This is a genomic window from Amycolatopsis kentuckyensis (assembly GCF_041679295.1).
GTDB classification, from domain to species: Bacteria; Actinomycetota; Actinomycetes; order Mycobacteriales; family Pseudonocardiaceae; genus Amycolatopsis; species Amycolatopsis kentuckyensis_A.
The window spans coordinates 684286-706935 of the sequence record NZ_JBGDMD010000002.1 but is presented as its reverse complement, the minus strand read 5'-3'; the positions used below and the strand labels follow the sequence as shown (position 1 = coordinate 706935).

The following is a 22650-nucleotide window of genomic DNA, read 5'->3' as shown; positions in this document are numbered from 1 at the left end:
TCACTCGGGTACGCAGTGGACAGGTCGGGGCACCGCCCGGGAAAGTTCCCGCGGGCGCACGTTCCCGGAAACCGGACCCGGTCAGCCCTGGGCCAGGGCGAGCGGAACCAGCTGTTCGGCGGTGGTGAGCGACCCGTGCTGCCCGATCAGCGACGTCTCGACGGCCTCGGCGAGCCCCCGCACCATCCCGAACCGGTCGCGGGCCGCCGCGACGACGTCGCCGATGCGCGGCAGCACCCGGTCGCTGACGGTGTGCCCGAACCACCCCTCGGCGACGGCCTCCTCCCGCGAGCGCACCCAGGCCCGCTCGCCCAGCACCTCCCGCCAGGCCGCGAGGACGTCCGCGGCCGCGCCCGGTTCGGTGTAGACGTGCCGGGCGCGCACCTCGCCCCCGAACGTCCGGACGCCGTCCAGGAGCTCCGGGGCGTCTTCGAGGTCGAGCTTGTCGTCGACGGTCACCATCCCGTGGTCGGCCACGACGGCCAGCAGGGCGCCGGGCGGCAGACCGTCCACAAGAGACTCGACGAGCCGGTCGATCTGCCGCAGCTGCATCCGCCACGCGGCCGAGCCGGGGCCGTACACGTGGCCGAGCAGGTCGAGTTCGCTGTGGTAGGCGTAGCAGAAGGCGCGCCCGTCGAGCACGGACAACGTCCGCGCGGCGAGGTCGCCGAGGGCGTGCACCCCGGCGTACTGCGCTCCGCCCTGGGTGGCCAGGGTCAAGGCGGTGTCGCGGAACTTGGCGGAGGAAACGACGGCCGCGTCGATGCCCGCCGAAGCGGCCCGCTCGAACGTCGTCGGCAGCGGCTGCACTTCCCGCGGCGGGAGGGCGCCACGGAGATCACTGCCGTCCTCGTGGCTGCACCAGCGCAACGCGTTGAGCACGCCGGTGCCCGGCATCTCGAAGGTGTAGCCGACCATGCCGTGTTCACCGGACGCGAGCCCGGTCCCGATCGCGGCCACCCCGGCGGCGGTCGTGGACGGGAACCCGACGCGCAACGACTCCTGGACGAGCTCGGTGAGGACGGGAGCATCCGCGGCGTGCTCGGCGAGCAGCTCCCGGCCGAGCCCATCGACGAGCAGCACGCCGGCACTGCGCGCCTCCGGCAGGGCGAGGGTGTTCCCGCAGCCGGGCACCCCCAGGGCGGCGAGCAGGGAAGGGACGACCTGGCCGAGATGAGGAACATCGGCAAGCAAAGGCGGCTGCACGCGCCCAGCTTCCCACCGGCGAGTCCCGACGGCCGAGCGGCAGCGCCGGGCCACCGCCCAGCGGTTCGAGAAGTCCTCCCAGCGGCTGAAGTCCCGGATGCCACCGCTCGGCACACCGCCGATTCCCGCCCTAGCGCGCAGCCACCACTCGGTACTTCCGCCGTTCCCGCCCCAGGCGCCGAGGTCCGGATGCCACCGCTCGGCCCACCCCGCCCCTCGCCCAGCGCGGAACGCCATCGCTCGGCTCTTCGCCAATCCCCCGCCCGGCGCAGGCCACGACCGCTCGGCATCTCCGCCCATCCCTGCCCGGCGCGGGCCACCACCGCTCGGCACCTCCGCCAATCACCCGCCCGGCGTGAGGCGCGACCGCTCGGCATCTCCGCCCATCCCTGCCCGGCGCGGGCCACCACCGCTCGGCACCTCCGCCAATCACCCGCCCGGCGTGAGGCGCGACCGCTCGGCACCTCCGCCCATCCCTGCCCGGCGCGGGCCACCACCGCTCGCCACCTCCGCCAATCACCCGCCCGGCGTGAGGCGCGACCGCTCGGCACCTCCGCCCATCCCTGCCCGGCGCGGGCCACCACCGCTCGCCACCTCCGCCAATCACCCGCCCGGCGCAGGCCACCACCGCCCGACACCCCCGCCCATCCCCGACCGCGCAAAGGTCCCGTAGGCCGCAGCCCGGCGATCCCGCAGCCCAAAGCGACCTATCCCTGCCACGGGAGCCACAACCCCGCAAGCCCACGCGACGCAACCCCAGTCCGCCGCGGAGACCCGGGCTGTCCCACCAACCCGTTTCCGGCGATAATCGCGGCATGCCGACCTACGCCTACCGCTGCCGCGAGTGCACCGAGACCTTCGAGCTCCTGCGCCCGATGAGCGAATCCGGCGCGCCGGCGGCCTGTCCGGAAGGCCACGCCGACACCGTCAAGCTGCTCACCACCGTCGCCCTCACCGGGGCCGCGAGCGGCCCCGCGGCCCCGGCCGGCGGCGGTGGCTGCTGTGGCGGCGGCTGCTGCGGCTAAACCGCCTTCAGAGCCTGCTCCAGATCAGCCCAGAGATCCTCGACGTCCTCCAACCCCGCGGAGAGCCGGATCAGCTGATCGGACACACCGGCGTCGTGCCGGTCGCCCTCGTCGACGATCCGGTGGCTGATCGATCCCGGGTGCTGGATCAGCGTGTCGACGCTGCCGAGGCTCACGGCCGGCGTGATCAGCCGGACCGCGCCGATCAGGGCGTGCGGGTCGCCGGCGACCTCGAACGCCACCAGCGGCCCGCCGATCCGCGGGTAGTGCACCGCCGTCACGGCCGGGTGGTCGCCGAGCCGGGCGGCCAGTGTCGCCGCGGTGGCCGACGCCGCGTTGACGCGCAGCGGCAGCGTGGAAAGCCCGCGCAGCAACAGGTATCCGGCGAGCGGGTGCAGCACGCCGCCGGTGGCGAAGCGGATCTGCCGCAGCCGCGCGGCTTCCGCGGCGTCACACGCGACGATCCCGCCCATCACGTCGCCGTGGCCGCCGAGGAACTTCGTCGCGCTGTGCAGCACGATCCGCGCCCCGTGGCGGCCCGGGCGCTGGAGCACCGGCGTGGCGAAAGTGTTGTCCACCAGCAAAGGCACGTCGCCGCAAGCAACGGTCAGCGCGGCGATGTCGGCCTCGGCGAGGGTCGGGTTCGCCGGCGTCTCGACGAACACCAGCCCGGTGTCGGGCCGCAGCGCGGCGGCGACCCCGTCCGGCGCGGCCCAGGTGACCTCGGTGCCGAGCAGCCCGGACTCGAGCAGGTGGTCGCTGCAGCCGTACAGCGGACGCACCGCCACGACGTGCCGCTTTCCCTGCGCCACCGCGGAAAGCAGGCACGCCGAGACGGCGGCCATGCCACTGGCGAACGCGACGCCGTGCTCGAAGCCTTCGAGCTCGGCGAGGGCCCGCTCGAACCGCTCCACGGTCGGGTTGCCCACCCGGCCGTAGATCGGCGGTCCGTCGAGCTCGCCGCCGGCGGCGAAGGCGTCGATCCGGGCGGCTTCGGCGGCACTGTCGCGGGACGGGTACGTCGTGGACAGGTCCAGCGGCGCCGCGTGCACGCCGAGGTCCGTGAGGTCGTCACGGCCGGCGTGGACGGCGCGGGTGCGCAGCGAGGAAGTCATGCCAGCATGGTCGAGCTTTCGCCGGATCGAGGGCAACAGTCTCGGATATCATTCGGCGATGTCAGATTCTGTCGAACTGAGTCCGGTCGATCTGGAGATCCTGCGCCTGCTCCAGAACGATGCCCGGATCACCAACAAGGACCTGGCGGCCGCGGTCGGGATCGCGCCGTCGACGTGCCTGGACCGCGTGGCCCGGCTGCGGGACACCGGCGTCATCACCGGGCAGCACGCGTCGGTCGACGCGGCGAAGCTGGGCCGCCCGCTGGAGGCGTTCCTCTTCGTCCAGGTCCGCCCGCACCGGCGGCCGCTGGTGGACCCGTTCGTCGAGCACCTGCTGTCGCTGCCCGAGGTGCGCGCGGTCTACCACCTGACCGGGCCGGACGACTTCCTCGCGCACGTCGCGACCAGCTCCGCCGGCGAGCTGCAGCGCCTGGTCCTCGACGAGCTGACCGCCCGCGACGAGGTCGCCCGCGTGCACACGAACCTCGTCTTCCAGCACTGGAGCGGCGGCCCGCTGCTCCCGCCGGCCTGAGCTCAGAACGTCGAGAGCCAGCGGCGGGTCTCGCGCGGCGACGTCAGCCGGACGACCGCGGGGCCCGGCGATGACGACGCCCATTCCCGGATGGTCGCCCGCTTCCGCGCGAACGACCGGAAGTGCCAGCGGATGATCGAGTCCGCCGAGAACATCTGGCGGAACGACTCCACGTTGCCGTTGCAGATCCGCTCCCGGGTCACCGAGCGCACGGCGGTCCGGCGCACCAGGCGGCCCAGCGAAAGCCAGCGCGGGTAGTCGAGGCCGACGAGCAGCTGGGTGCGAGGCAGCACGACGTCCTTCCACTTGCCGTACGCGGCGTCGAGCACCCAGCGCTCCCCCGCGCACACCTCGGCGATGCGGCGGCGCTGCTCGTCGTCCGGGACCGCGACCCAGCCCGGCTCCCAGGTGAGGTCGTCGGCCGAGACGTAGGGCAGGCCGGCGCGCTCGGCGATCCGGGCCGCGAGCGTCGACTTGCCCGAGCCGGTCACGCCGTAGACGACGATGCGCTCAGGCGTCGAGGTCACGGGCGGGCTCCCGCGGTCCGCGGTAGGGCAGGGTCTGGCTGTAGACGACGTTCGTGGTCGTGCCGCCGAACTGGGCCAGCTCGTCCATCGTGTGCTCGAGGTGGGCCATCGAGGCCGCGGCGACCTTGAGCGTGTAGCAGTCGTCCCCGGTGGTGCGCAGGCATTCGAGGATCTCGAAGCGCTCACCGAGCAGTTTGTGCAGGGCCTCGTGCCGGCTGCCGGGGTACTTGAGGCGGACGACGGCGAGCACCGGGTAGCCGACCTTGCCGAGGTCGATGTCGGCGCGGTAGCCGGTGATCACGCCCGTCGCTTCGAGCCGCCGGAGCCGTTCGGTGGTGGCCGACGCGCTGAGGTTCACCCGGCGGCCCAGCTCGGTGAGCGGCAGCCGGGCGTCGCGCTGCAGCTCGACCAGGATGGCCCAGTCCGTCTGGTCGAGACTCTCGGTCATCGGCCGAATGTACCGCGAGATCCACGGCCGAAGCCGTCGAACACCGTGATCATTCCCTTCCGATCACGGCTTCGGCCTCGATAGCCTTTCCCGGTGAAGATCGGCGTGAACGTCCCCAACTTCGGCCCCGGCACGGACCCCGGCGTGCTGCGCGCGTGGGCGCGGACGGTGGAGGGCCTCGGCTTCGACCTGCTGATGGTGTCCGACCACGTCGCGATCACGCCCGACGTCGCCGGCCAGTACCCGGCGCCGTTCTACGAGCCGTTCACGACGCTGTCGTGGCTCGCGGGCGTCACCGAGCGGGTGCGGCTCGGCACCACCGTGCTGGTCGTGCCGTACCGGCATCCCCTGCTGGTGGCCCGGATGGCGGCGAACCTCGACGCGCTCAGCGGCGGCCGGCTGGTGCTCGGCGCCGGCATCGGCTGGGCGAAGCAGGAGTTCGCCGCGCTCGGCGTGCCGTTCGAGCAGCGCGGGAAGCTCACCAGCGAGTACCTGCGGGCGATCCGCGCGGCCTGGGCCGACCACGACGACTACCGCGCCGGCCCGATCCCGCTGTGGCTGGGCGGCCACAGCGACGCCGGGCTGCGCCGCGCGCTCGAGCTGGGCGACGCGTGGCACCCGCTGCGGATGACGATGGCCGGCTTCCGGGAAGGCTTGGCACGTTTGGAAACCCTGGCCGGCGAGCGGCCGGTACCGGCCTTCGCGCCGCGGATCCTGCTGCGGGTGACCGAGTTCCCGGTGACCGGGCCGGACCGGCGCGCCGGGGAAGGAACGCTCGACCAGGTCGTCGACGACCTGGCGCAGCTGCGGGCGCTGGGCGCGGACACCGTCGTGCTCGACCCGTTCGATGCGGACCCCGCCGAGACCCTCCACCCGGAGGTCGCTTGGCGAGACCTCGCGGCGCTCGCCGCGTCCTGGAAGGAGAACCGGTGAAGGACACCGAAGAAGCCCTGTTGCGCCGCGCGATCGAGCTCGCCCGCGAGGCGCGCGAGGAACACGGCAACCCGCCGTTCGGCTCGCTGCTGGCCGACGCCGACGGCAACGTCCTCGCCGAGGACCGCAACACGTCGTTGACCGACAACGACATCACGGCGCACCCGGAGCTGAAGCTCGCCCGCTGGGCGGCGCAGAACCTGGACCCGGAAACCGCGGCGGCGACCACGATGTTCACGAGCACGCAGCCGTGCGGGATGTGCACGGGCGCGATCGAGCGGTCCGGGCTCGGCCGGGTCGTCTACGCGCTGTCGTCGGAGCAGTTCCTCACACTGCGCCCGCCGGTGAAGTGGGGTTACAAGACGGAAGGCCCGGCGCTGTTCGACGAAGCTCGCGTACCGGTCGAGGGCTACTACAAGTGACGAGCTACGAGGTGCGCCCGGTGGCGCGCGTCGAGTCGCCGTTGACGGACCGCGCGGCGGCCCCGAGACAGGCCGACGAGGGCGCCCCACCGGCCCGGGTGGTGTTCGCCGAGGAGTACCACCCGGCGGCGGCCGACCTCCGCCCGGGCGACCGCCTGGTCCTGCTGACGTGGCTGCACGAGGCCGACCGCGAGGTCCAGGCGGTGCACCCCCGCGGCGACCCGGATCGCCCCCGCGAGGGGGTGTTCTCGACGCGCTCCCCGGACCGCCCGAACCCGATCGGCCTCCACACGGTGACGGTGACGGCAGCGGAGAACGGCGTGCTGACGGTGACGGGCCTGGAAGCGATCGACGGCACGCCGGTCCTGGACGTGAAGCCGGTTTTGGGCGAGGTCGCCGAGCGCTGATCAGTAGTCCTTGAAGCCCTTCCCGGTCTTCCGCCCCAGCCGCCCGGCGGTCACAAGGTGCTCCAGCAGTGGCGCCGGTGCGAAGCCCTCCTCGCGGAACTCGTTGTACAGCGTCCGCTGGATCGCCAGCGACACGTCCAGCCCGACGACGTCGAGCAGCTCGAACGGGCCCATCGGCAGGCCGCAGCCCACCTTCATCGCCGTGTCGATGTCGTCCGCGCCCGCGTAGTGGGCCTCCAGCATCTTCACCGCGTCGTTCAGGTACGGGAACAGCAGCGCGTTGACGATGAAGCCCGCGCGGTCTCCACAGTGGACCGCGTGCTTGCCCACCGCCGTGCACACCGCGCTCGCCGTCGCGACGACGTCTGGGGCCGTCGCGATCGTCGAGACCACCTCGACCAGCTTCATCACCGGGGCCGGGTTGAAGAAGTGGAGGCCGAGCACGTCGGCGGGCCGGGACGTCGCCGCCGCGCACTCGATCACCGGGAGCGAGGACGTCGTCGTCGCCAGGACCGCGCCCGGGCGGACGACCTCGTCGAGCGCCGCGAACACCGCCTGTTTCACCGAAAGCTCTTCGGCCACCGCCTCGACGACCAGGTCGACGTCGGCCAGCGCCTCGAAGTCCGTCACCGGGGTGATCCGCGCCAAGGCCGAAGCAGCGTCCTCTTCGGACAGCTTGCCGCGGACCACGGCCTTGTCGAGCGACTTCTTGACACGAGCCACGGACGCCTGGGCCTTCTCCAGGCTCCGGGCGCGCAGTACGACGTCGAGGCCGCGCTTGGCGAAGACCTCCGCGATGCCGGTGGCCATCGTCCCGGTGCCGACGACCCCGACCCGTGACACCGGCCGCGGCGGCATCGAGTCCACAGTGGACACCACTTCGGATGCGACCACGTTGGGCGAATCCGGTGCGTCGTAGGTGTAGAAGCCGCGGCCGGTCTTGCGGCCGAGCAGGTTCGCCGTGATCATCTGCTTGAGCAGCGGCGCCGGCGCGTGCAGCCGGTTGCGGGACTGGTGGTACATCGTGTCGAGGATTTCGTACGCGGTGTCCAGCCCGATCAGGTCGAGCAGCGCCAGCGGCCCCATCGGGTAGCCGCAGCCGAAGCGCATCGCCGCGTCGAGGTCCTCGCGCGTCGCGTACCGCTGCTCGTACATCCGCACCGCGTGGTTGAGGTAGCCGAACAGCAGCGCGTTCGCGATGAACCCGGCCCGGTCGCCGATCACCACCGGCACCTTGCCGAGCCGTTCGGCGAACGCGACCGCCTCGGTGACCACCTCCGGCTCGGTCACCACCGTCTTGACGATCTCGACGAGCTTCTGCACCGGCGCCGGGTTGAAGAAGTGCATCCCGACGACCTTGCCGGGACGCGCGGTGTGCACGCCGATCTCGGTGATCGACAGCGACGAGGTGTTGGACGCGAAGACGACCTCGGGCCGGGTGATCTTGTCCAGTTCGGCGAAGACGTCGGCCTTCAGCCCCAGGCTTTCCGGGATCGCCTCGATCACCAAGTCCACTTCGGACAGATCGGAGAGCGAGGTGCCGTACCGGATCCGGCCCAGCAGCGCCTCACGGCCGGCCGCGTCGAGCTTCCCGCCGGAGAGGGCGCGCTCGGTCGAGTGCTCCAGGTGCCCGCGGCCGCGGGCGACGCCGGCCTCGTCGAGCTCGACCGTGACGACGTCGAGCCCGCTGCGCGCGAGCACTTCGGCGATCCCGGCCCCCATCGTGCCCAGGCCGACCACTCCGACCGTCGAGATGTCCCGCGCCATCGAGGCCTCCAGAGATGTTACTCGCTGGTAATTGGCCCCTGACTCTGCCACACGGCACCACCCGAAGCCCAGACGGAATCGAGTCAGTACCGCGCAAGTCACCCGGTCGGCGACCCGGGATCACTCGCCGAAATTGCCGTCCACCAGCTCTTTCGCCTTGTCCAGCGCGGCGGCGGCCTGCGGGCCGCGCGCCCGCACGCGGATCCGGTCACCCTGGCGGGCGCCGAGCGACATCAGCGCCAGCACGCTGTGCCCGTCGGCCTCCTGGTCGCCGAGTGAGACGGCGACCTCGGCGTCGAACGCGCTCAGCGCGCGCACCAGCACCGCGGCCGGGCGCGCGTGCAGCCCGACCTCGTTGCGCAGCACCAGCTCGACCTCGTCGCCACCACCGGCGGCGGGTTCGGCGGGCTCGAGGTCCTCGGGCAGCCCGGCCGCGGCGGCGGCCTCCGCCACCGCCTTGCGGTCCTTGCCCGACTGCGCCGCGACCGCCGCCGCGATCGCGCCTTCGACCAGCGGGCCGTCCGCGACGAGGGCGGTCGACGGGTCGGCCAGTGATTCGACGGCGAGCTCGGCGGTCATCTGCGCGCTGCCGAGGTCGTAGAGCAGCACGACGCCGTCCCCGGAGTCGGCGCGCTGGGTGGCCGCGACGACCTCGTCGTAGTCCGTGCCGATCGAGCCGTCGGAGAGGCCGCCGGCGGGCAGGATGGTGACGTCCGGGGCCATCTGGGCGGCCAGCTCGGCCAGGCCTTCCGCGAGCTTCGAGCTGTGCGAAACGAGCACGATGCCGACGCTCACCGGGCGGCCTCCGCGAACGCCCGCAGCAGCAGCGCCGACGACCGGGCGCCGGGGTCCAGGTGCCCGACCGCCCGCTCGCCCAGGTAGGACGCGCGCCCCTTGCGCGGCACCAGGTCCACTGTGGACTCCGCGCCGCGGTCGGCCGCGTCGGCCGCCGCGGTCAGCACCGCGGCGACGTCCCCGCCGTCCTCGGCCGCCTTCTCCGCGGCCGACACCGCCGGGATCAGGGCGTCGACCATGGTCGCGTCGCCGCCCACGGCCTTGCCCCGGGCCTGGACGCCTTCGAGCGCGGCACGCAGCGCGTCGAGCAGGCCCGCGACGTCGAGGTCCTCAGCGGTCCCGAGCTTGGTCGACGCCCGCAGGAAAGCCGTGCCGTACAACGGTCCCGCGGCCCCGCCGACCTTGGAGATCAACGTCGTCGCGACGAGCTTCAGCACCGCGCCCGGCGTCTCGGGAGCACCCGCGTCGAGGGCCGCGACGACGGCCGTGAACCCGCGGTTCATGTTCTCGCCGTGGTCGCCGTCGCCGATCGCGCGGTCGAGGTCGATCAGCTCGGCGCGGTGCTCGGCGACCACGGCCGCGGCGGCGCGCACGGCGGCCGCGACCCCGTCGGCCTTGCAGGTCATCAGCGCCCCCACCGCAGGGCCGCGGTGTTGACCGGGGCGTCCCAGAGCTCGGTCAGCTCGTCGTCCAGTTTGAGCAACGTCAGACTCATCCCCTGCATCTCGAGGCTGGTGATGTAGGGCCCGACCAGCCGGCGTTCGACCACGATCCCACGCTCGGCGAGCAAGCGCTCGGCGATGCCGTGGGCCAGGTACAGCTCGACCAGCGGGGTGGCGCCCATCGAGTTGGTGAACAGCAGCACGCGGTCGCCGGACTCGAACGGTAGATCGGACACGACCGCCTCGACCAGCCGCGCCACCAGCGCGTCGGCCGGTTCGAGCGGGATCCGCTCGCGGCCGGGCTCACCGTGGATGCCGATGCCGAACTCGATCTCGCCGTCGCCGAGGTCGAAGCTGGGGGTGCCGGCGTGCGGCACGGTCGGCGCGGTCAGCGCGACGCCGATCGAACGCACCTGGCCGATCACCTTCTGCGCCAGCGCCGTCACGGCGTCGAGCGAGTCGCCTCGCTCGGCGGCCGCGCCGGTGATCTTTTCCAGCAGCACCGTGCCGCCGACCCCGCGGCGGCCCGCGGTGTACGTCGAGTCCTTGACCGCGACGTCGTCGTCGATCACGACGCTGCGCACCTCGATCCCCTCGGCGGCGGCCAGCTCGGCGGCCGTCTCGAAGTTCAGCACGTCGCCGGTGTAGTTCTTCACGATGAGCAGGGCGCCCGCGTCGCCGGTGGTCGCGGTGACGGCGGCCTGCACGGCGTCCGGCGTCGGCGAGGTGAACACCGCGCCGGGCACGGCGGCGGCGAGCATGCCCTCCCCGACGAACCCGCCGTGCAGCGGCTCGTGCCCGGACCCGCCGCCGGAGATCACGGCGACCTTGCCCGCGACGGGCGCGTCGGCGCGCACCACGACATCGGGGTCGTACTGGACGCGGAGGATGTCGGCGTGCGCGGCGGCGAGGCCCCGCAGCGACTCCGCGACGACGTTCGCCGGATCGTTGATGATCTTCTTCACGGCAGCCTCCGGCGCATCGGCGGGTGGGGTGTCCCCTTCCTACCTCGCCGCGCGGCCGACCGCCAGATCAGGGTTTCGGCAGCTTTGTGACGACGTTCTTCGCGACGGTGACCGCTTTGCCGCACGGATCGTCGGCGTCCGGTTGGGCGGCGTAGCTCCGGTAGTCCACTTGGGCCAGTTCGACGTCGTCGCCCTGCCACGGCCGGTGCTGCCACTCGACCTGGCACTGCGACGAGCTCGTCGACCCCTTCTTCTGGTAGCCGGTGACCCCGCCGCCGAGGTCCACCTTGGCGTACCCGTCGCCTTCGAGCGGCGGGAGGCCGGGCAGGAACTCGACGGCGATGGTCGGGTCGGTGCCGTTGCTCTTCCATTCGCAGGAGTGCAGGCCCGTGGGCGCGGCCTTCGGCGACGGCACGACGGGGGTCACCGCCGCGGTGTCGGCCGCCGTGCAGGGGTCGGCCGTCAGCAGGGTGCCGGTCGGCGTCGAATACTTCTCCGGCCCGCTGTGCACCTTCTGGACCGCGGCTTCCAGCACCGTCTGGCCGGGACGGCACGGGTCGCCGGCGTAGGTGACCGACAGCGTCAGGGCCTGGTCCGGGTTGAGCGCCGTCATCGCCGCGACCGTGCAGCTGGTCTCGTCGGTCTTGTTCACGCGCAGGGGCAGCCCGCCCACCTGGCCGGTCGTCTTGTCCGCGCGCGGCAGCAGGGTGTTGCCGATCTCGAACTCGAGCCGGATCTCCTTGCCGCCCGGGTCCTTCACCTTGTTGCTGCACCGGTCGAAGGCGATCGACGACGGCGACGGGTCCTCGTCGACCGTGCCGAGCCCCAGCGAGCCGAGGGCCTCCTTGGTCAGGAACTGGCACGGCTTGATCGTGCGCAGCGCGTTCGCCGCCACGGCGGCGTCGGTGATCGGGCCGTCGGAGGACTGGCCGGTCCCGCCCGCCGCGGGCACCGTCGTCCGCGCGAAGTTGGACTTGCCGAGGTCCTGCCCGCACGCGGTCAGCGGCAGCGCGAGGGCGGTGACCAGCAGGAACAGCTTCGGGAGACGGCGGCGTCGAGCGTCAAGGAGCACGCGGTGCACGGTAGCGGGAACCTCGCGCCCCTGTCCGGACAACCCGGCTATTCGGCCTTGGCCGCGGGTGTGTCGTCGCTCTCGGGCTCGGCCGGCACGACCAGCGGCCGGACCTTGGCCCAGATGACGAACAGCGCGGCCACGACCAGCATGCCGATGCCGGCCCAGAGGTTGATGTTGACGCCGGCGGCCTTGGCGATCTCCTCGTCGGAGGTGAAGCCGATGCCCATGACCGTCAGGATGATCCCGTACACGCCGATCAGCAGGGCGATGATCAGCCGGATGTCGAAGGCGCCGGCCTTGTGCGGCCGCGCTCCGGATTCGGTAGCCATTGCGGCCTCCTCAGAAGATCACGTTGAGGGCGATGGTCACGACGAGCACGATGCCCGCGAGCAGGCCCGGCTTGCGGTACCAGCCCGCATTCTCGCCGGTGTCGTCGTGCTTGAGCGAGTCGCGCGGGGTGAGCGAGTAGACCAGCCCGACCAGTTCCTCGTCCGGCTTCGGTTTGGTCGCCAGCGACACGACGACGCTGACCACGATGTCGACGACGAACGCGGTCCCGGCGGCCACGAAGCTGGTGCCCTGGCCTTCGAGGCCGATCACCCCGCTCTGCGCGAGGCCCCAGACGGTGATCGCCGACGCGGTGCCGAGGAGCAGGCCGCTCCAGCCGGCGTGCGGGGTCATCCGCTTCCAGAACATGCCGAGGATGAAGGTCGCGAACAGCGGCGCGTTGAAGAACGAGAACAGGTCCTGCAGGTAGTTGAGGATGTTCCCGGAGTTCGACGCGATGAACGCGGTGCCGATGGCGAGGATCGTGCCGACCGACGTCACCACGCGGCCGAGGCGCAGGTAGTAGCCGTCCGGCCGGTCCTTCTTGATGTAGGTCTGCCAGATGTCGTACGTGAAGACCGTGTTGAACGAGCTCAGGTTGGCCGCCATGCCGGCCATGAACGAGGCCAGCAGGCCGGCGATCGCGATGCCGAGCATGCCGTTCGGCAACAGGTCGCGCATCAGCAGCAGGAGCGCGTTGTTGAACGTGACGCCGCTCTCGGCCTTGCCGCCGTCGAGCAGCACCTGCTTGTCCTTGACGTACTCGGACACGCTGACCGCGGCGATCATGCCGGGGATGATCACGATGAACGGCACCAGCATCTTCGGGAAGGCGCCGATGATCGGCGTCCGGCGCGCCGCCGACATGCTCTTCGACGCCATCGCGCGCTGGACCTCGACGAAGTTCGTCGTCCAGTAGCCGAAGGACAGCACGAAGCCCAGACCGAACACGATGCCGAGGATCGAGAGGATGTTGTTGCCGAAGCCGGTCAGGTTGTCACCGGGCCACGAGTGCAGCTGCGCGGTGCCGCCCGGGCTGTTGGTCACCTTGTCGACCAGGCCCTGCCAGCCGCCGACCTTGACCAGGCCGATGATCGTCAGCGGCACCAGCGCGATGACGATCACGAAGAACTGCAGCACCTCGTTGTAGATCGCCGCGGAGAGGCCGCCGAGCGCGGTGTAGGAGAGCACGATCGCGGCAGCGACGATGATCGACACCCACAGCGGCCAGCCGAGCAGCAGGTTCACCACGCTGGCCAGCAGGAACAGGTTCGCGCCCGCGATCAGGATCTGGGCCGCGGCGAAGCTGATGCCGTTGAGCAGGTGCGCCGGCTTGCCGAAGCGGCGGCGCATGAACTCGGGGACGCTGCGGACCTTCGAGCCGTAGTAGAACGGCATCATCACGATGCCGAGGAACAGCATCGCCGGGATCGCGCCGATCCAGAAGTAGTGGACGGTCGGCAGGCCGTACTGGGCGCCGTTGGCCGACATGCCCATGACCTCGACCGCGCCGAGGTTCGCCGAGATGAACGCCAGGCCGGTGACCCAGGCGGGCAGCGACCGGCCGGACAGGAAGAAGTCGAGACTGCTCGACACCTGCCGGCGCGCCAGGTACCCGATGCCGAGCACGAGGGCGAAGTAGAACGCCAACTCGATGTAGTCGATCGCGCTCGCGTCGAGTCGCAGGTTCGCATCGGCTAGGACGAGCACCCGACCCACCTCATTTCCCAACTGGACAACAACCCACAGGAATCACCACTGTCCTGTCGGATCCGGACAGTACTGCATGGATTCAGGGTCGGCACGCTGACGTGTCCAAAATGGTCAGAGGGCGCGTCGCCCCGGCTGCGACCTGGGGAAACGCGCCCTCTTTCGGGTGCCGCGGGAGCGGTGGTGGATCACCGGTCGGTCGGGACCCCGATCTCGCCCTCTTCGTCGATCAGCTTGGCGAGCACTTCGTCGGGCAGGTAGGTGCGGTGCGGGTAGCCCGGCCCCCACGAGTTGAGCAGCGGCACGGCGCCGAGCTCGTCGGCCCGCGGGTTGGCGAGCACGGAGTGCACGTCGTCGACCGACTTGGCCCAGCGGAAGGCCTTGATGCCCTGCTTGACCTCGGGCGCGTACTTCTCGCGCGCCTCCCAGTCGTCGCTGCGGTAGGAGTCGTCCCAGAGGACGTGCCCGGCTTCCTTGAGCACCTCGGCGGCGGCCCGCACCGACGTGCCGTTGTCGTCGCCGGGGTTGGTTTCGGGCCATTCGTCGCGCTTCTTGGCCGAGTCCCAGAGCCAGCGGGCGGCGTACTCGCTGCCGTTGAAGAGCGACATGCACCGCGACCAGCCGAACCCGACGCAGGCGCCTTCCTTGCCCTGGTCGTAGAACGCGTACCAGGCATCGGTGTCCGGCGTGCCGCCCGGTTCGAGGCAGACGCAGTGCCCACCGCGGATCCGGCCGAGCTTCTTGACGCCGGCCTTGGCGATGAAGAACTCACCGGAGGTCTCGTCCTGCACCGGGGTGTCGAAGGCGGAGTACCAGTTGACCCCGATGACGACGGGCGCCTGACTGGGCCGGTCGTCCTCGGAGAGCGCGGTGAGCGGATACCGTTCGACGTGCCGCCAGTCGTCCGGAATGAACCGGCCCAGCCGCGGGTCGGCCGGATCGGAACCGAGTGGGCGATAACGCATGACTTCCTCCTCCGTGCGGGCGAAAAAGCGCGCACACCGGCCGGAAGAAGTGGCGCACACCGAGCTCGAAGGCGGACTGAACCATAGGCACGACAAAGAAAGACGGCCGAGCGCACCACCCTCCGGCCACGCCGGACGCACCGGCGGAACCCCTCGGAATATAGTGTGCCACCCGGACGCGGAAAAGGATCCCGAACTCACCCGAACAGCGCATAAAGCCAGGTCAGAAAGGGACGGGTAACTCCTCGGCGGCCTATCGGGTCAACGATTTCCTTGCGGAGTAATCACGTGGGAATCGAGATACCGGAATCAGGCATCGATTCGGTATCGGTGTTTCAGGCGGCCCTCAGTCCGCCACCCGACGGAACCGCGGCACCGGCCCCGAAGCCGTCTCGACGGCCTCCGCGAACATCGCCTCCGGACGCACCCACAACCCCCGCGAACCGTAAAGCGCCCGGTACACCACCAACCGCTCCTCGGTCTCGCTGTGGCGCGCCACCCCGATGACCTCGTACTGGCCGCCCTTGTAGTGGACGTACCGGCCCGGCTCCACCTCAGAACAGCCGGAACTCGTCGGACTCGATGCCGCGCAGCTCGTCGTAATCCAGCGTCAGACACCGGATCCCGCGGTCCTCCGCCAGCGTCCGGGCCTGCGGCTTGATGATCTGGGCCGCGAACACCCCCTGGACCGGCGCCAGCAGCGGGTCGCGGTTCAGCAGCTCCAGGTACCGCGTCAGCTGCTCGACGCCGTCGATCTCGCCTCGGCGCTTGATCTCCACCGCCACCGACTTGCCGTCCGCGTCGCGGGCCATGATGTCGACCGGGCCGATCGCCGTCGGGAACTCGCGGCGGACCAGCGTGTAGCCGTCGCCCAGGGTCTTGATGTGCTCGGCCAGCAGCTCCTGCAGGTGGGCCTCCACGCCGTCCTTCTGCAGGCCCGGCTCCGCTCCCAGCGCCTGCGAATAGTCGTGGAAGACCTCTTCGATCGAGATCACCAGCTTTTCGCCCTGCTTGTTCTCGACGATCCAGAGCTTGCCGTCCTCGATCAGCCAGCAGGGCGGGCTCATCCAGTTCAACGGCTTGTACGCACGGTCGTCGGAGTGGACCGACACCGAGCCGTCGGACTTCACGAGCAGCAGGCGGGTGGCCATCGGCAGGTGGGCGGTGAGCCGGCCGGCGTAGTCGACCTGGCACCGCGCGATCACGAGACGCACCCGAGGAGGGTAGGACAGGGTCGGTGATACTGGGCGCGTGGACCCCATTCAGCGTGTCGCGTCCCGCGAGGTTTACCGGAACAACTGGATGACCGTGCGCGAGGACGACATCCGCCGCCCCGACGGCTCGGCCGGCATCTACGGCGTGATCGACAAGCCGGACTACGCCCTCGTCATCGCGCAGGACGGCGACCGGTTCCGGCTGGTCGAGCAGTTCCGCTACCCGCTGGGCGAACGGCGCTGGGAGTTCCCGCAGGGCACCGCGCCCGACCTCGCCGACGTGCCGCCCGCCGAGCTCGCCGCGCGTGAGCTGCGCGAGGAGACGGGCCTGCGCGCCGGCTCGATGACGCCGCTCGGCAAGCTCGACGTCGCCGCCGGCATGAGCAGCCAGCGCGGCTGGGTGTTCCTCGCCACCGACATCACCGAAGGCGAGCCCGAACGCGAGCTCGAGGAGCAGGACATGCGCAGCGCGTGGTTCTCCCGGGCGGACCTCGAGAAGATGATCCTGGCCGGCGAGATCACCGACGCGCAGTCGATCGCCGCGTGGGCGCAGCTCATGCTCTTCGAGCGGCACCGGCCTTGAGCATCCCGCGGATCACCAGGTGATGGAACGGCTTGATGAGCGCGAAGTAGGCCGGGCCGACGCGGTTGTGGAAGTGCACGAGCGTGCCGAGCCGGAAGCCGCGGGGCACCGCTTCGACCGTCAGGTACCCGGTCAGGTGGCTGTCGTCGACACCCGCGACGAGGTAGCGCTCCGGATCGCCGGCCCGGACCGTGAAGAACGCGACCCGGTCGCCGGGCGCGAACCCGACGTCTTCGGGCCGGAGGCGGCCCGAGCGCGGCACGGCCGCCGTGTCCAGCCGCAGCGCCTTCGCGAGCAGGTACCGGACGCCGAAGAGGGCCTTCACCCAGGCCGGCGACCAGCCGAACACGCCCGCGACGAATTCGCGCAGGCTGTTCTCGCTCTCGATCTCCTTGAACTCGACGTAGTCCGCGCCGTCGGCGAAAGGTTCGGTCATTTCCGTCTCCCCAGTACGAGTTCCAACGCGTTCTTCAGCTGCCGGCCGGACAGCGGCGGCACGACCTGCCCGGCGCCGACGACGATCAGGTACAGCGCCCGCGCGAGCTCCGGGTCGCCGCTGACCTCGGTCAGGTAGGCGACGCGGGTCCGGTCGACGCGCTCCTGGACCGCCCTCGCTTCGGCGTCCTGCAGGGCCCACGCCCGGACGGCGATCTCCAGCTCCGGCCCGGGTCCGGGCGCGAGCACGAGCTTCAGCAGCGCGCCCAGCCGGTCTTCACCCGCCGCGTCGGCCTGCTCCACGAACCGCGTCGTGCGCTCGGCCTCGAAGTGCGCCAGCAGGGCCGTGCGGAAGCCGCTCATGCCCTTGAAGTGGTGGTAGAAGGAGCCCTTCGACAGGCCGAGCCGCTCGGTCAGCCGCTCGATGGTGACCGACGGCGCGCCGTGCTCCGCCAGCAGCACCAGCCCCGCGTCCAGCCAGTCCCGTTTGCCCGCCATGGCCGTACCATACCGTATGGTACGGCTGGCGGCCACGACGAAAGTCCGCCCGGAAGCGGGCGGGCTCAGTCGGGCCAGGAGGGCTTGCGCTTCTCCAGGAACGCGGCCATGCCTTCGCGGGCGCCGGGCAGCTGCGACGCCGCGGCCATGACCTCCAGCGCGATCGCGTAGGCGTCGGCCTCGGGCCGGTCGAGCTGGGCGTACAGGGTCACCTTGCCCATCGTCTTGCTCGCGCGGCTGCCGCGCGTCGCCCGGGCCAGCAGCTCCGCGACGGCGTCGTCGAGCTGCTCGTCGGGCACGACCCGGTTGACCAGGCCCCACTCGAGCGCGGTCGGCGCGTCGATGACGTCGCCGGTCAGCGCCAGCTCCATCAGGCGCTTGCGGCCGATCGAGCGCGCCACCGGCACCGCCGGGGTGTGGCAGAACCAGCCGCCCTTGCCGCCGGGCAGCGCGAAGCCCGCGGACTCGGCGGCGATCGCGAGGTCGCACGACGCCACGAGCTGGCAGCCCGCCGCCGTGGCCAGGCCGTGCACCCGCGCGATGACGACCTGCGGCACCGACTCCATGGTCTTCATCAGGTCCGTGCACAGCGTGAGCAGCTCGCGCACGCCCATCAGGTCGCGCGCGGCGACGTCGCCGAAGTCGTGGCCGGCGGAGAACACCGGACCCGCGCCGGCCAGCACGATGCCCGTCGCGTCGGAGGTCCCCGCTTCGTGGAACGCGGCGAGCAGCTCGGCCAAGTGGTCCGCCGACAGCGAATTGCGGCGCGCCGCCCGGTTCATCGTGATCGTGACCGTGTCGCCGTCGCGCTTGACCAGGATGTGTTCGTACTCGGTCATGCCCCGACCGTAACTCTTCGGAACGTGCGCCGATAGCTGTCCGGACCGACGCCGACTTCGGCGCGCATCCGGCGGCGCAGGTTCGCCGCGGTACCCAGCCCGGACCGCTCCGCCACGCGGTCGACCGGCAGCGACGTCGTCTCCAGGAGCTGTTGTGCGAGCCGGACGCGTTGCACGCGAAGCCAGCGCCCCGGCGTGACGCCGGTGGCGGCCGCGAACTCGCGGTGGAACGTCCGCTCGCTCATCCGCGCGTGCCCGACCAAATCGTCCACACCGATCCCGGAACCGAGCCGCGCGAGCGCCCAGTCCATTGTGGACGAGAGGCCCGGCTGCGTGGCGGACGGCACCGGGCTGTCGACGTACTGCCGCTGCCCGCCCTCGCGGGCCGGCGGCATCACCAAGCGCCGGGCGAGCCGAGCGGCGACCTCCGCGCCGTGGTCGCGCCGGACCAGGTACAGGCACAGGTCGAGGCCGCCGACGACCCCCGCGGACGTCAGGACACCGCCGTCGTCGGTGTAGAGCACGTCTCGCTGGAGGTCCGCCCGCGGTGCGAAGCGGGCCAACGCGTCGAGGTCGCGCCAGTGCGTGGTGGCCGGGCGGCCGTCGAGCAGACCGGCGGCGGCCAGCGTGAACGCGCCGGAGCACAGCCCCGCGACGGTCCGGCCGTCCCGGTGCGCCCGGCGCAGCGCGGCGGCGGCCGAAGCCGGCACCGGCGCGAGCGGGTCGTCGCGGCCCGGGGCCAGCACGAGGTCGCAGCCGGCCAGCCCGGCGAGCCCGTGCGTCGCCGCGACGTCCCCGAACGGCGACACGGCCGTGCGCGCCCGGCCCGGGCTGCACAGCCGCACGGTGAACGGGCCGATCCCGCTGTCGGTGCGGTCCTGGCCCCAGACCTCGCCGATCACCGCGAGGTCGAACATCCGGGTGCCCGGCAGCAGCAGAACGCCGATGGTGCGCATGGCAGGAAAGTACCGCATCGCGCGTCTTCTGCCACTCCCCTGAGCGCGAAAAGCCCGCGAAACTCGACGTCATGACCGAAACGGCACTCATCCTGATCGACGTCCAGCGCGGGTTCGACGAGGCGGACTTCTGGGGACCGCGCAACAACCCCGGCGCCGAGGCGAACATGAAGGCACTGCTCGACGCGTGGCAGGAGCGGCGGCTGCCCGTCGTGCTCGTGCACCACGACTCCGTGAAGCCGGACTCGCCGCTGCGGCCCGGCCAGCCGGGCAACGACTTCAAGCCCGAACTCGACGGCGCGCGGCCGGACCTCGTGTTCGGCAAGAAGGTCAACTCGGCCTTCATCGGCGACGTCGACCTCGACGCGTGGCTGCGCAAGCGCGGCATCACGAGCTTCGTCCTGGCGGGGATCCAGACGAACTTCTGCTGCGAAACCACCGCGCGGATGGGCGGGAACCTCGGCTACGACGTGACTTTCGCCCTCGACGCCACGTTCACGTTCGACCTCCCGGAGGTGACCGCGGACGAGCTGTACCGCGTCACGGCGGCGAACCTGGCGAACCAGTTCGCCACCGTGAAGTCCACAAAGGACATCCTGGCCGGGCTCAGCTGAGCCCGTTGCGCTCCCGGACCAGCGAGACGATGCCGTCCATGATCTCGGTCAGCTCGTAGTCCTTGGGCGTGAACACCCGGGCGATGCCGCGTTCGGTCAGGAGCGCGGCGTCGTCCGGCGGAATGATCCCGCCGACGATCACCGGTACGTCACCGGCGCCCGCGGCACGCAGGCCGTCGACGACGTTCGGGACGACCTCCAGGTGCGACCCGGACAGCACGGACAGCCCGACGACGTGCACGCCCTCCTGCACGGCGGCCGCGACGATCTGCTCGGGCGTCAGCCGAATGCCCTGATAGACGACCTCGAAACCGACGTCACGAGCCCGCACGGCGACCTGCTCGGCGCCGTTGGAGTGGCCGTCGAGCCCCGGCTTGCCGACCAGGATGCGCAGCCGCTCGCCGAGTTCCGCTTCGGTGGCGCGGACGCGTTCGCGCACCCGCTCGACGCCCGGGTCGCCACCACCCGCGGCGGCCGCGGAAACCCCGGTGGGCGCGCGGTATTCGCCGAACACCTCGCGCAGCGCGCCGGACCACTCGCCGGTCGTCACGCCGGCCCGCGCACAGTCCACAGTGGCCTCGAAGAGGTTTTCCGTGGTCCGCGCGCGTTCCTTGAGCGCGGCCAGCGACCGTTCGACGGCGTCGTTGTCGCGGTGGGTGCGCCACTCCTCGATCGCCGTGACGGCCGCCTTTTCGACGGCCGGGTCGATCGTCTCGATCGCCTTCGCGCCCTCGGCCTGCAGCGGCGACGGCTCGGTCGTCTCGAACTTGTTGACGCCGACCAGGATCCGCTCGCCGTTCTCCATCCCGCGGCGGTACTCGGCCAGCGACGCGACGAGCTGCGACTTCATGTAGCCGCTCTCGACCGCGGCGACCGCGCCACCGAGGTCCTGCACGCGGGCGATCTCCTCGCGCGCACCGGTCATGATCTCGTCGACCTTGGCCTGGATGACGTGCGAGCCGTCGAAGATGTCCTCGTACTCCAGCAGGTCCGTCTCGAACGCGAGCACCTGCTGCATCCGCAGCGCCCACTGCTGGTCCCACGGCCGCGGCAGGCCGAGGGCCTCGTTCCAGGCGGGCAGCTGGATCGCGCGGGCACGCGCGCCGCGCGACAGCGACACCGCGAGCATCTCCAGCACGATCCGCTGGACGTTGTTCTCCGGCTGGGCTTCGGTGAGCCCGAGCGAGTTGACCTGGACGCCGTAGCGCAGGCGGCGCGCCTTCGGATCCGTTACGCCGTAACGATCCCGCGTGAGCTCGTCCCAGAGCGCGGTGAACGCGCGCATCTTGGACATCTCCTCGACGAACCGGACGCCGGCGTTGACGAAGAACGAGATCCGCGCGACGACCTTCGCCATGTCGGCTTCGTCGACCTGCCCGGAGTCGCGGACGGCGTCGAGCACGGCGATCGCGGTGCACAGCGCGTAGGCGACCTCCTGCGTCGGCGTCGCGCCGGCTTCCTGCAGGTGGTAGCTGCAGATGTTGATCGGGTTCCACTTCGGCACGTGGTGCACGGTCCACGCGATCATGTCGGTGATCAGCCGCAGGCTCGGCCCCGGCGGGAAGATGTAGGTCCCGCGGGACAGGTACTCCTTGATGATGTCGTTCTGCGTGGTGCCGGTGAGCTTCGCGAGGACTTCGTCGACGTCGCGCCCCTCGGCCTCGGCCTGCTCGCGCGCCACGGAGACGTACAGCGCGAGCAGCCACATGGCCGGCGCGTTGATGGTCATCGACGTGTTGGCCTCGGCGAGCGGGATGCCGTCGAAGAGCCGGCGCATGTCGCCGATGTGCGACACCGGTACGCCGACCTTGCCGACCTCACCGCGCGAGAGCTGGTGGTCCGGGTCGTAGCCGGTCTGCGTCGGGAGGTCGAAGGCCACCGAGAGGCCGGTCTGCCCCTTCGCGAGGTTCCGCCGGTAGAGCTCGTTCGACGCGGCCGCGGAGGAGTGGCCCGCGTAGGTCCGCATCACCCACGGTCGGTCTCGCTCGCGGTCCGTTGGGTACGGCACAGGGCACCTCCGGCGGTGGACGTTTCGTCGAGTGTACCGACCGGTAACTTAAGGTGGCAGTGCAATGGAACACGTCCGGGTGACTCAGGCCGCGGTCTGGGCCGCCGCGATCAGGTCGCGGACCCGTTCGGCGTCGGGCACCCCGAGCAGCCGGGGCGAAGCGGGGTTGGGCGCCTTCGGTCCGCCCGTGCCGAAGGTGACGTCACCGAGGCCGTCGCGGCCCACCTTGGCGCTCGGCGCGGGCAGCCGGCTCAGGCGCTCCGAGGCGATGACCGCGCCCGACCGGCGGTCGGCCACGACGATCCGGCGGTCGGTCACCGCGTATGCGGAGCGGCGCCGGGTACGCAGGCGCACGGCCACGCCGCCCCAGGCGACCAGGAGCCCGAGCGGGCCGACGACCAGCGGGACGATCGAGATTCCCGCGCCGCCGAGCCACGGAACGCCGAAGGCCAGGGCGAGCCAGAGCAGCCCCAAGGCCACGCGGAGCCAGTCCGGAGCCTCGAGCGCGAACCGCTGCGGCCGCCCGGACCAGAGCAGCCGCTCACCCGGCTGCAGGACGTTCCCCGGCAAGTCCATCGTTCCCCCAGTGCTCGTTGCCGGGCTGACGCTCCGGAGGGCCGCG

At 71.5% G+C, this 22650-nt stretch carries 27 protein-coding genes; 7 read left to right on the top strand and 20 right to left on the bottom strand.

Going from position 1 to position 22650, the window contains the following annotated elements; genetic code table 11:
* Positions 1 to 81 precede the first annotated feature (81 nt).
* The gene (locus tag ACERZO_RS09490; protein WP_372664160.1) at positions 82 to 1206 is read right to left on the bottom strand and encodes an alkaline phosphatase family protein; all 1125 of its coding nucleotides are present in this window, start codon (positions 1204 to 1206) and stop codon (positions 82 to 84) included.
* Between the two features lie 815 nt (positions 1207 to 2021).
* Here ACERZO_RS09490 and ACERZO_RS09485 point away from each other — a divergent pair.
* Positions 2022 to 2231 carry an FmdB family zinc ribbon protein gene (locus tag ACERZO_RS09485; protein WP_372664159.1) on the top strand — a complete coding sequence of 70 codons (210 nt, stop codon included), beginning with the start codon at positions 2022 to 2024 and terminating at the stop codon, positions 2229 to 2231.
* Here the strand turns inward: ACERZO_RS09485 and ACERZO_RS09480 are convergent.
* Positions 2228 to 3346 carry a trans-sulfuration enzyme family protein gene (locus tag ACERZO_RS09480; protein ID WP_372664158.1) on the bottom strand — a complete coding sequence of 373 codons (1119 nt, stop codon included), beginning with the start codon at positions 3344 to 3346 and terminating at the stop codon, positions 2228 to 2230. The two genes, ACERZO_RS09485 and ACERZO_RS09480, sit on opposite strands and share 4 nt — an antisense overlap.
* Before the next feature lie 58 nt (positions 3347 to 3404).
* Between ACERZO_RS09480 and ACERZO_RS09475 the strand changes: the two genes are divergently transcribed.
* A complete protein-coding gene (locus ACERZO_RS09475) occupies positions 3405 to 3878 on the top strand; it encodes an Lrp/AsnC family transcriptional regulator (protein WP_372664157.1) in 474 nt (157 codons plus the stop codon).
* A gap of 2 nt (positions 3879 to 3880) precedes the next feature.
* Here ACERZO_RS09475 and ACERZO_RS09470 read toward each other — a convergent pair whose 3' ends face one another.
* Positions 3881 to 4405, bottom strand: a complete 525-nt coding sequence (locus ACERZO_RS09470) for an adenylate kinase (protein ID WP_372664156.1) — start codon at positions 4403 to 4405, stop codon at positions 3881 to 3883.
* Positions 4389 to 4853: an Lrp/AsnC family transcriptional regulator gene (locus tag ACERZO_RS09465; protein WP_372664155.1), complete on the bottom strand. Its 465-nt coding sequence runs from the start codon at positions 4851 to 4853 to the stop codon at positions 4389 to 4391. The genes ACERZO_RS09470 and ACERZO_RS09465 overlap by 17 nt, the downstream gene beginning before the upstream one ends.
* Positions 4854 to 4946: 93 nt before the next feature.
* On the opposite strand from ACERZO_RS09465, the gene ACERZO_RS09460 reads away from it, so the two are divergent.
* From ACERZO_RS09460 to tsaA, 3 genes are read left to right on the top strand one after another with little or no spacing between them, the layout of a single operon-like run.
* Positions 4947 to 5786: an LLM class flavin-dependent oxidoreductase gene (locus ACERZO_RS09460; RefSeq protein WP_372664154.1), complete on the top strand. Its 840-nt coding sequence runs from the start codon at positions 4947 to 4949 to the stop codon at positions 5784 to 5786.
* Positions 5783 to 6208 carry a nucleoside deaminase gene (locus ACERZO_RS09455; protein WP_372664153.1) on the top strand — a complete coding sequence of 142 codons (426 nt, stop codon included), beginning with the start codon at positions 5783 to 5785 and terminating at the stop codon, positions 6206 to 6208. Before ACERZO_RS09460 ends, ACERZO_RS09455 begins: the two co-directional genes overlap by 4 nt.
* Positions 6205 to 6615 carry a tRNA (N6-threonylcarbamoyladenosine(37)-N6)-methyltransferase TrmO gene (tsaA, locus tag ACERZO_RS09450; RefSeq protein ID WP_372664152.1) on the top strand — a complete coding sequence of 137 codons (411 nt, stop codon included), beginning with the start codon at positions 6205 to 6207 and terminating at the stop codon, positions 6613 to 6615. Before ACERZO_RS09455 ends, tsaA begins: the two co-directional genes overlap by 4 nt.
* On the opposite strand, the gene ACERZO_RS09445 is transcribed toward tsaA, so the two are convergent.
* From ACERZO_RS09445 to nucS, 10 genes are all read right to left on the bottom strand, one after another.
* Positions 6616 to 8382, bottom strand: coding sequence for a 3-hydroxyacyl-CoA dehydrogenase family protein (locus tag ACERZO_RS09445; protein ID WP_372664151.1), 1767 nt, complete (start codon positions 8380 to 8382; stop codon positions 6616 to 6618).
* Between the two features lie 120 nt (positions 8383 to 8502).
* On the bottom strand, positions 8503 to 9177 hold the full coding sequence (gene dhaM / locus ACERZO_RS09440) for a dihydroxyacetone kinase phosphoryl donor subunit DhaM (protein ID WP_372664150.1): 675 nt from the start codon (positions 9175 to 9177) through the stop codon (positions 8503 to 8505).
* Positions 9174 to 9803: a dihydroxyacetone kinase subunit DhaL gene (gene dhaL, locus ACERZO_RS09435; protein WP_372664149.1), complete on the bottom strand. Its 630-nt coding sequence runs from the start codon at positions 9801 to 9803 to the stop codon at positions 9174 to 9176. The genes dhaM and dhaL overlap by 4 nt, the downstream gene beginning before the upstream one ends.
* A complete protein-coding gene (dhaK, locus tag ACERZO_RS09430; RefSeq protein ID WP_372664148.1) occupies positions 9803 to 10804 on the bottom strand; it encodes a dihydroxyacetone kinase subunit DhaK in 1002 nt (333 codons plus the stop codon). The genes dhaL and dhaK overlap by 1 nt, the downstream gene beginning before the upstream one ends.
* 67 nt (positions 10805 to 10871) lie before the next feature.
* Positions 10872 to 11876: a DUF3558 domain-containing protein gene (locus tag ACERZO_RS09425; RefSeq protein ID WP_372664147.1), complete on the bottom strand. Its 1005-nt coding sequence runs from the start codon at positions 11874 to 11876 to the stop codon at positions 10872 to 10874.
* Positions 11877 to 11923: 47 nt separating this feature from the next.
* Entirely contained in the window at positions 11924 to 12208 is a 285-nt protein-coding gene (locus ACERZO_RS09420; protein ID WP_372664146.1) for a hypothetical protein, read from the bottom strand.
* Between the two features lie 10 nt (positions 12209 to 12218).
* On the bottom strand, positions 12219 to 13916 hold the full coding sequence (locus ACERZO_RS09415) for a sodium:solute symporter family protein (protein ID WP_372664145.1): 1698 nt from the start codon (positions 13914 to 13916) through the stop codon (positions 12219 to 12221).
* A gap of 188 nt (positions 13917 to 14104) precedes the next feature.
* Positions 14105 to 14881, bottom strand: coding sequence for a hypothetical protein (locus ACERZO_RS09410; protein ID WP_372664144.1), 777 nt, complete (start codon positions 14879 to 14881; stop codon positions 14105 to 14107).
* Positions 14882 to 15227: 346 nt separating this feature from the next.
* The gene (locus ACERZO_RS09405) at positions 15228 to 15434 is read right to left on the bottom strand and encodes a DUF1653 domain-containing protein (protein ID WP_372664143.1); all 207 of its coding nucleotides are present in this window, start codon (positions 15432 to 15434) and stop codon (positions 15228 to 15230) included.
* Between the two features lies 1 nt (position 15435).
* Positions 15436 to 16095: an endonuclease NucS gene (gene nucS, locus ACERZO_RS09400; RefSeq protein ID WP_014467679.1), complete on the bottom strand. Its 660-nt coding sequence runs from the start codon at positions 16093 to 16095 to the stop codon at positions 15436 to 15438.
* A 37-nt stretch (positions 16096 to 16132) separates the two neighbouring features.
* Between nucS and ACERZO_RS09395 the strand changes: the two genes are divergently transcribed.
* Entirely contained in the window at positions 16133 to 16678 is a 546-nt protein-coding gene (locus tag ACERZO_RS09395; RefSeq protein ID WP_372664142.1) for an NUDIX domain-containing protein, read from the top strand.
* Here ACERZO_RS09395 and ACERZO_RS09390 read toward each other — a convergent pair.
* From ACERZO_RS09390 to ACERZO_RS09375, 4 genes are all read right to left on the bottom strand, one after another.
* A complete protein-coding gene (locus ACERZO_RS09390) occupies positions 16650 to 17114 on the bottom strand; it encodes a DUF2867 domain-containing protein (protein WP_372664141.1) in 465 nt (154 codons plus the stop codon). The genes ACERZO_RS09395 and ACERZO_RS09390 overlap by 29 nt on opposite strands.
* Positions 17111 to 17611 carry a TetR/AcrR family transcriptional regulator gene (locus tag ACERZO_RS09385; protein WP_372664140.1) on the bottom strand — a complete coding sequence of 167 codons (501 nt, stop codon included), beginning with the start codon at positions 17609 to 17611 and terminating at the stop codon, positions 17111 to 17113. The genes ACERZO_RS09390 and ACERZO_RS09385 overlap by 4 nt, the downstream gene beginning before the upstream one ends.
* Before the next feature lie 65 nt (positions 17612 to 17676).
* Positions 17677 to 18450, bottom strand: coding sequence for an enoyl-CoA hydratase-related protein (locus ACERZO_RS09380; protein ID WP_372664139.1), 774 nt, complete (start codon positions 18448 to 18450; stop codon positions 17677 to 17679).
* On the bottom strand, positions 18447 to 19406 hold the full coding sequence (locus tag ACERZO_RS09375) for a GlxA family transcriptional regulator (RefSeq protein WP_372664138.1): 960 nt from the start codon (positions 19404 to 19406) through the stop codon (positions 18447 to 18449). Before ACERZO_RS09375 ends, ACERZO_RS09380 begins: the two co-directional genes overlap by 4 nt.
* A gap of 71 nt (positions 19407 to 19477) precedes the next feature.
* On the opposite strand from ACERZO_RS09375, the gene ACERZO_RS09370 reads away from it, so the two are divergent.
* Positions 19478 to 20020: a cysteine hydrolase family protein gene (locus tag ACERZO_RS09370; RefSeq protein ID WP_372664137.1), complete on the top strand. Its 543-nt coding sequence runs from the start codon at positions 19478 to 19480 to the stop codon at positions 20018 to 20020.
* Here the strand turns inward: ACERZO_RS09370 and ACERZO_RS09365 are convergent.
* Together ACERZO_RS09365 and ACERZO_RS09360 are read right to left on the bottom strand one after the other, a co-directional pair.
* A complete protein-coding gene (locus ACERZO_RS09365; protein WP_372664136.1) occupies positions 20013 to 22028 on the bottom strand; it encodes a protein meaA in 2016 nt (671 codons plus the stop codon). The two genes, ACERZO_RS09370 and ACERZO_RS09365, sit on opposite strands and share 8 nt — an antisense overlap.
* 84 nt (positions 22029 to 22112) lie before the next feature.
* On the bottom strand, positions 22113 to 22604 hold the full coding sequence (locus ACERZO_RS09360; protein WP_372664135.1) for a PH domain-containing protein: 492 nt from the start codon (positions 22602 to 22604) through the stop codon (positions 22113 to 22115).
* Positions 22605 to 22650: the final 46 nt, after the last annotated feature.

What these genes read in the sequence shown, in the direction of transcription:
- dhaL (WP_372664149.1), bottom strand. Translation starts at nt 9,803, where the DNA reads ATGACCTGCAAGGCCGACGGGGTCGCGGCCGCCGTGCGCGCCGCCGCG.
- ACERZO_RS09385 (WP_372664140.1), bottom strand. Translation starts at nt 17,611, where the DNA reads ATGGCGGGCAAACGGGACTGGCTGGACGCGGGGCTGGTGCTGCTGGCG.
- ACERZO_RS09420 (WP_372664146.1), bottom strand. Translation starts at nt 12,208, where the DNA reads ATGGCTACCGAATCCGGAGCGCGGCCGCACAAGGCCGGCGCCTTCGAC.
- ACERZO_RS09480 (WP_372664158.1), bottom strand. Translation starts at nt 3,346, where the DNA reads ATGACTTCCTCGCTGCGCACCCGCGCCGTCCACGCCGGCCGTGACGAC.
- ACERZO_RS09485 (WP_372664159.1), top strand. Translation starts at nt 2,022, where the DNA reads ATGCCGACCTACGCCTACCGCTGCCGCGAGTGCACCGAGACCTTCGAG.
- ACERZO_RS09380 (WP_372664139.1), bottom strand. Translation starts at nt 18,450, where the DNA reads ATGACCGAGTACGAACACATCCTGGTCAAGCGCGACGGCGACACGGTC.
- ACERZO_RS09375 (WP_372664138.1), bottom strand. Translation starts at nt 19,406, where the DNA reads ATGCGCACCATCGGCGTTCTGCTGCTGCCGGGCACCCGGATGTTCGAC.
- ACERZO_RS09410 (WP_372664144.1), bottom strand. Translation starts at nt 14,881, where the DNA reads ATGCGTTATCGCCCACTCGGTTCCGATCCGGCCGACCCGCGGCTGGGC.
- ACERZO_RS09465 (WP_372664155.1), bottom strand. Translation starts at nt 4,853, where the DNA reads ATGACCGAGAGTCTCGACCAGACGGACTGGGCCATCCTGGTCGAGCTG.
- ACERZO_RS09475 (WP_372664157.1), top strand. Translation starts at nt 3,405, where the DNA reads ATGTCAGATTCTGTCGAACTGAGTCCGGTCGATCTGGAGATCCTGCGC.
- ACERZO_RS09390 (WP_372664141.1), bottom strand. Translation starts at nt 17,114, where the DNA reads ATGACCGAACCTTTCGCCGACGGCGCGGACTACGTCGAGTTCAAGGAG.
- ACERZO_RS09360 (WP_372664135.1), bottom strand. Translation starts at nt 22,604, where the DNA reads ATGGACTTGCCGGGGAACGTCCTGCAGCCGGGTGAGCGGCTGCTCTGG.
- ACERZO_RS09370 (WP_372664137.1), top strand. Translation starts at nt 19,478, where the DNA reads ATGACCGAAACGGCACTCATCCTGATCGACGTCCAGCGCGGGTTCGAC.
- ACERZO_RS09445 (WP_372664151.1), bottom strand. Translation starts at nt 8,382, where the DNA reads ATGGCGCGGGACATCTCGACGGTCGGAGTGGTCGGCCTGGGCACGATG.